Annotated in this window: 5 protein-coding genes; 1 reads left to right on the top strand and 4 read right to left on the bottom strand. The window is 34.1% G+C overall.

Translation table 11 applies throughout. From position 1 onward, the window contains the following. Positions 1 to 493: 493 nt before the first annotated feature. The 3 genes from F6K23_RS25920 to fraC are packed head-to-tail and all read right to left on the bottom strand — an operon-like array spanning position 494 to position 2,849. A complete protein-coding gene (locus F6K23_RS25920; protein WP_293161160.1) occupies positions 494 to 1,267 on the bottom strand; it encodes an ABC transporter permease in 774 nt (257 codons plus the stop codon). A gap of 41 nt (positions 1,268 to 1,308) precedes the next feature. Next, the gene (locus F6K23_RS25915; RefSeq protein ID WP_293161158.1) at positions 1,309 to 2,349 is read right to left on the bottom strand and encodes a DUF5357 family protein; all 1,041 of its coding nucleotides are present in this window, start codon (positions 2,347 to 2,349) and stop codon (positions 1,309 to 1,311) included. After that, positions 2,346 to 2,849, bottom strand: a complete 504-nt coding sequence (gene fraC, locus F6K23_RS25910) for a filament integrity protein FraC (RefSeq protein ID WP_293161156.1) — start codon at positions 2,847 to 2,849, stop codon at positions 2,346 to 2,348. Before fraC ends, F6K23_RS25915 begins: the two co-directional genes overlap by 4 nt. Positions 2,850 to 3,422: 573 nt before the next feature. Between fraC and F6K23_RS25905 the strand changes: the two genes are divergently transcribed. Beyond that, positions 3,423 to 4,556 (top strand): cob(I)yrinic acid a,c-diamide adenosyltransferase, encoded by a 1,134-nt coding sequence (locus tag F6K23_RS25905; RefSeq protein ID WP_293161242.1) that lies wholly within the window; start codon positions 3,423 to 3,425, stop codon positions 4,554 to 4,556. 507 nt (positions 4,557 to 5,063) lie between these two features. On the opposite strand, the gene F6K23_RS25900 is transcribed toward F6K23_RS25905, so the two are convergent. After that, on the bottom strand, positions 5,064 to 5,489 hold the full coding sequence (locus tag F6K23_RS25900; RefSeq protein ID WP_293161154.1) for a hypothetical protein: 426 nt from the start codon (positions 5,487 to 5,489) through the stop codon (positions 5,064 to 5,066). Between the last annotated feature and the right edge of the window lie 496 nt (positions 5,490 to 5,985).

Genomic DNA, 5,985 nt, shown 5'->3' with positions numbered 1-5,985 from the left:
AACTTTTCTCACCTACAACCTCAAAGCTTCCTCTAGTTAATTGACTTAAGAAAAACCAGACAAATTATTTTTTCTAATACCATTTTCAAATCAAGATTGCCCTAGTCAGATTTTCTGGGAAAATTCTCAATTAACTGCCATTGCTAGAATTAACTATTACCAAACTTTTCTCACCTACAACCTCAAAGCTTCCTCTAGTTAATTGACTTAAGAAAAACCAGACAAATTATTTTTTCTAATACCATTTTCAAATCAAGATTGCCCTAGTCAGATTTTCTGGGAAAATTCTCAATTTCCTACGATTCTTGAAATTAGAACACTTTGCCCAGATAGTGAGGTACAGTTTTAAAATTAATCTCTTTTCCCTACCCCCTACTTCCTACTCCCTAAATTCCTAAAATTTTGTACCTCCAACACTAGAAAAATTGTATAAATATTAGCTCAAACTTTCTCAGCGACAACCTCAAACCTAGCACCTAAAACTTTTTTAAATTCAAAATTCTCGCCTAGCAAAAATAGCTATAGTAATTGATAAAATCAACATTGTATAAAGCAAAGCATAACCAAAATTAGTAACTAAAGTAGCTATACTTGGCAGTAAACCATAAACTGAATCATTTTTCAAATCTAATCTGCTTAAATCTGGCAATACTACATATAATCCCATCATTAACTTTTTAATTCCAGGATTATCACTCAACTCTCCCAACTTAACCAAATCTCTACTTAAATTCCCCATTAAATAAATACCAAATGTAAATAATGTCGCTAACAGAGAACTGGTAAATACACCAAATAAAATTGCTACTGCAGTGAGTAAAGACAACTGAATAAATATAAATATTACTGCTACTAAAATACTAACTATAGGATATGAAATTCCACTTAAATTCAGAATTAATCCATATATTATTGTCATAGCCAACAATAAAACAGCCAAAACTGCTGATAAACCAATATATTTACCAATAATTAATTCCGAACGACTTAATGGTTTAGCAATCAAAACATAAACAGTGCGTTTTTCAATTTCTTTATTCACCAAAGCAGTGCCAATAAAAACCGTCACTATCAAACCTAAAACACTAATAACTGCTAACCCAAAATCTAAGATTATTTTATCCTCCGTACCTACAGATAATTCTGGGATTAATCTAATAGCAGCAATCATTAATAAAGCAAAAAAAATAATTAAATAAAGGATACGATCGCGAATTACTTCCCAAAATACATTTTGAGAAATTGCCAGAATTCTCCCTAGATTCATAAAATGTTTCCTAACCTCCTATTTCCACTTATTTTTTATCTCTAAATTTTTGTCACATCTTCTGACTGGTTTTCTGGTTTAACCAGTTTCTTTTCTACAGCACTACATTCAACATTTCCAACTCTAATTGGTACTGCTTCATTTTGTGAAGTATTACCATAACTTCTTTGACCTACTTTTTCTTCGATTTTACAATTTTTACTCAGATAATAACTTTCATCTTTTGCTGTAATTCCTTCCCAAAATAATTGTAACTCTAACTGATATCCAGACTGATTAGCAACTATTGGCGTTTGTAACTTCCAGAAATCATCTTCTTTAACTTCAGATATTTCTTTAGTCACTTCATCTTTAATATTTTGCAGTTTCAACTTCATATTAGGTACGGATAATTCCACTCTTTGAGTTGCTAACTGATTGTTCAATTTCTCTTGCATTAAATTCAGAATTTTTGCGCCTCTATAATCGTTTATTGAAGGCTTGATCAGTCGATAAACAAATGTACTTTTACTCAAATCATCCTCTCCCATGGTGGGATATTGTTGTACTATTCCCTGAATCACAAAATATAATCCCAACCAACAACTAACCAAAAAATTGACCAAAACTAAAATGACAAAACTAGGCTTTGATAATACATCAACTTTTTGTTCTGTCGATTCTTCCGGAGTATTCAATACCAAAATTATCGCTGCTATGCACACTGCAATTACTGGCCAAGACACTATAGCTACATACTTCAAATTGCTCTCTAATTTTTCATATAAAAGAAAGCAAATTAGCCCTGCTGTAATCCAGGGACTTAAACTGATACCTCGAAATACAAATGGTTTCTGAGTTGTCAACCATCCGACAGAAAATGTTAAAAATAACCAGCTTAAAACAGAAATAAAATCAACTTCTACTTCCCTATTACTATCAACTTCAGCTACAACCAAAGACACCAGTAATAACATTCCACTTAACAGTAAAAATGTTTGCCAATGCCAAAACTTAGGAGGAAGTAATAAATTTAGTAAATTCTTTAAAATGTCAGTAATACCTTTGAATAAATCAGTAAAACTTTTCCAAATTTCTTTCATGTTAATTCAAACCTCTGCAGAAATAAAATAAATACTATTGCTAAATGACTACAAATATGAGCCAATGTAATCACCAAAAACTTTGGCGTTCTTAATTGTCCTAATGCTTGTGATAAATTGATACTAGCACCACTATTTTTATATTTTTCATCCCATAAATTTTCACACCAATTCAAACTAATAAACTTCACAATTAGAGAAAGCAAAAAACTAAGAAATATGAAAAGTATGAATATAGGATAAATTGTGCCAATCTTACCAAATAAAATATAAGCTACGACTTCTTTTTCCCATATATTTGGCACAATACTTACTGCATAAAAAAAGAATATCCACCCTATACAGGTAGAAATTAAATTCATTACAGTTGCATACTGAACACTAACTTTTGGAATTAATTTAAGTCGGTATTGAAGAAAAAATGATTCAATGGCAATTACTAATAATAATATTAAAGAGCTAGAGACAATAGCCCTCAAAGGCAAAATAGTTAAATTCATAGCTAATTTTTGGGGACAAATTCAATAATTTAGAATTTAGAATGCGCGAATTTAGAATTACCTCTTCTTATAAACTTATAAATAAGAGGAGAGGATTGGATCAAAAGATTTTTTTTCTTATCTTGGTCTCATGGATATGGCGCAGGTTTCCTCGCCATCCCACCCTACGGGAAACTCCGCTTTTCATCTTTTTAATCTTGCGTAGCAAAACGACCGCTTTTTTCTCCATGAATGGAGAGGCTTTATACCTGAATTTTTCGGTAAATAAAATATGATTCAGTCGGTCTGAATTTTGATATTATTTAGATATTATCTAAGTTAAGTAGATATAAATTCTGCTCGTGGTATTAAAAAATGTTAATTGCTCTAATATAAACTTCAATTAGTTGAATTACACAATGATTAAAGTAATTAGTAGCGAGAAGGTAAGTTACTTTAGAAAAATTCTAATATTGTCTATTCCTCCTTCCTTATTCCCCGGTCGTGACAGTTAACTTGTAATTTTTTCCAATACACAATTACTATCAAAAAATAATTACAAACTTTATAGATAACTACTTACTTATGAGACCTATGAGAAGAAACGGCATTGGTATACGCACCGCACAGGCCATGTCAGAAAGAATTGTGGGACAAATTCATGTTTACGATGGCTCCAGCAAAGGTAAATCTCAAGCAGCATTAGGAGTAGTTTTACGTTCCATCGGTCTAGGGATACATTCTGACTCTCCAACTAGAGTATTACTACTAAGATTTCTCAAAGGACCTGACCGCTCTTATGATGAAGATGCTGCCATAGAAGCCTTACAGAAAGGCTTTCCTCATCTGATAGACCAAGTACGCACTGGTAGAAGTGAATATTTTGGCCATGATGAAATTATTACATTTGACCGTCAAGAAGCCCAAAGAGGTTGGGATGTGGCCAAAGGAGCGATCGCTTCTGACTTATATTCAGTTGTGGTCTTGGACGAACTAAATCCAGTTTTGGACTTAGGTCTGTTACCAGTGGATGAAGTCATTCACACTATAAAGGATAAACCAGAACAATTAGAAATTATCGCGACAGGCCGTGCAGCTCCTCAGGCATTGTTGGACATCGCCGACTTACATTCAGAAATGAAACCCCATCAACACCCAACTGCGAAAGCTCATGGTATTACTGGGATTGAAATTTATACTGGTGCTGGCAAGGGTAAATCTACCAGCGCTTTGGGTAAAGCATTACAGGCCATAGGTAGGGGTATTAGTCAAGACCAATCTCATCGAGTCCTAATTATACAATGGCTCAAAGGAGGTATTGGTTATACAGAAGATGCAGCGATCGCCGCTTTACGTCAAAGCTATCCAAATTTAGTGGATCATCAACGTTGTGGGGGAGATGCTATTGTGTGGCGAGGACAACAAAAAGAAATAGATTTTGTCGAAGCAGAAAGGGGTTGGGAAATAGCGAGGGCGGCGATAGCTTCTGGTTTATATAAGACTATTATTTTAGATGAACTTAATCCTACTGTAGATTTAGAATTATTAGAAGTAGGACCAATAGTTGAAGCTTTATTACGCAAGCCAAAAGATACGGAGGTAATTATTACTGGTCGTTGTCTTAACCCACCAGCATATTTTGATTTGGCTAGTGTTCATTCAGAGGTTTTCTGTCATAAACATTATGCTAATCATGGGGTGGAATTAAAACGTGGAGTTGATTTTTAAAGAATATAAATAAGTCAGGAGTCAGGAGTCAGAAGAGAAAGAATATGGGAAAAAAGGTTGAAAAATACTCCTCTCCTCCCTACTTTTCTCTTTTTAAATAGGGCTTGCTGATTAAATATCGCGCGCATTGACTGGTATTGGTTTTAGGCAATTTATGTCTTGAAAAAGTACAAGGTTTTCATATTAAGCAGCTCAAAAAGGAGCGGATTTTGGAGTGACTATGGCAGAACAATCTTGGGATAATTCTTCCTACTGCTTCCTCTACATTCCCCATTTCTCCTGTCTCCTGTCTCCTGTCTCCTGTCTCCTGTCTCCTACCCCACCATAAAGACTTTATGAGTGCAAACCCTAAATAGAAATCATTTGATATCTATAGAAGTATTTAGAGTTGTTAGGAACAATTTTTGAACAGCATATTTGCCAAGTACCTAAGCAAAATTAAAAAACTCCCAGCTTTGAGTAACTGGAAGTCCTACAGAAAATTATTTGTGTCCAATGACAATAAAATTATTTGACGAGAGAAATTTCTTTTTCAGCTTGCTCAGATACAACTTCATTATTTTCTACTAAGTCTAGCTCGCCACCTGGTGCTTCAGGATGCTGTTGAACCAGTTTTTCTTCTGCTGGTCCTTCCATAAACTCATTCCCAGTATCAACATCAGCTTCTGCTTTACGAGTAATATAACGATTAGCAGAAAAAGCACCTAATCCCATTAAACCTACTGTACCAGCAGCAATACCAGCAATAGCAAAGTCAGACTTACCGGGAAAATTTTTGCTTAACCAAGAGTTTAGTGAAACTAATGAAGTTTTCGACATCGAATCTTTACCCTTGTTGCTGAAAATACAAGCTTCTGCGGTACTAGAAAAAAGTACACCACCAGCGATCGCTACAGTAGACAAGACACTGGCCATAATATGATGTTTTTTCATTGTTTTTCAGTAAAGTAGCTTTTGATTAAGGGATTTTAACAGCACTTTCCAAAAGTAGCAACCAAAGCAAAAAACTTATGCCAATTTGATCAATGTTTGCTACAAATAGCTAGGGTACTTTTTAGGAGTCAGGAGTCAGGATGAATGTCTTCGATGTCATTTATTAGTCCATAAATCATTTTTGTTTTCTACAGTAAGTATTCATTTTTTGTCTGAAGATAAAATAAACTTTGCGAAGTGATTTGAAATTTTTCAGCCACTGTGATAACTCTTGCCACTCTTGGGGGCAATTTTTCTGGATTTTTCCTATTTTGACCTACTTTACACTTGTAGTGGCTATGTATAATTACTAAGCACCTACACAGAATTATTTACCTAGAATCACTCTTATGGCCAGCGCTATAATTTTTAATGAGCGCGCCTGGATGAATGGTGCGTGTATAATTATGATTCGATGTCATAATTATACACAAATATTAATAGTTTATCTAGTAGA

Source organism: Okeania sp. SIO2C9 (assembly GCF_010672455.1).
GTDB lineage: Bacteria > Cyanobacteriota > Cyanobacteriia > Cyanobacteriales > Microcoleaceae > Okeania.
This window is presented reverse-complemented; position numbering and strand designations above follow the sequence as displayed.

What these genes read in the sequence shown, in the direction of transcription:
- F6K23_RS25905 (WP_293161242.1), top strand. Translation starts at nt 3,423, where the DNA reads ATGAGAAGAAACGGCATTGGTATACGCACCGCACAGGCCATGTCAGAA.
- F6K23_RS25915 (WP_293161158.1), bottom strand. Translation starts at nt 2,349, where the DNA reads ATGAAAGAAATTTGGAAAAGTTTTACTGATTTATTCAAAGGTATTACT.
- F6K23_RS25920 (WP_293161160.1), bottom strand. Translation starts at nt 1,267, where the DNA reads ATGAATCTAGGGAGAATTCTGGCAATTTCTCAAAATGTATTTTGGGAA.
- fraC (WP_293161156.1), bottom strand. Translation starts at nt 2,849, where the DNA reads ATGAATTTAACTATTTTGCCTTTGAGGGCTATTGTCTCTAGCTCTTTA.
- F6K23_RS25900 (WP_293161154.1), bottom strand. Translation starts at nt 5,489, where the DNA reads ATGAAAAAACATCATATTATGGCCAGTGTCTTGTCTACTGTAGCGATC.